At 52.8% G+C, this 288-nt stretch carries 1 protein-coding gene; it reads right to left on the bottom strand.

Annotated elements, in window-relative coordinates:
- Positions 1–225 (bottom strand): TetR/AcrR family transcriptional regulator (locus HK24_RS13275; protein ID WP_143412346.1); only part of this gene is annotated, 225 nt, incomplete at its 3' end.
- Between the last annotated feature and the right edge of the window lie 63 nt (positions 226–288).

Raw genomic sequence — 288 nt, 5'->3', positions numbered from 1 at the left:
AGCTGCTGTCGTTAAATCCTGAAAGACAGTTCGCGTATCGGCATCTTCACCAAGGATATCGAGAAACCAACCTCCAGCGACACTCATGTAGGTCTCAATCACCTCGTGATACAGCGCCTCTTTGCTTCCGAAAGCATTGTAAAAGCTGGAAGCACTGATCTTCATGACCGAAATCAGATCATCGAAGCTTGTCCCCTCATAGCCGCGATCCCAAAACAAGCGCATGGCGGCACACAAGGCTTCCTTGCGATCGAAAGATTGAGGGCGCCCGCGCCCTCGCCGCCCACT

The sequence above is a fragment of the Gluconobacter sp. DsW_058 genome, assembly GCF_002153615.1.
GTDB lineage: Bacteria > Pseudomonadota > Alphaproteobacteria > Acetobacterales > Acetobacteraceae > Gluconobacter > Gluconobacter cerinus.
Note: the sequence above shows the minus strand (reverse complement) of the source record. Positions and strands in the feature narration are given on the sequence as shown.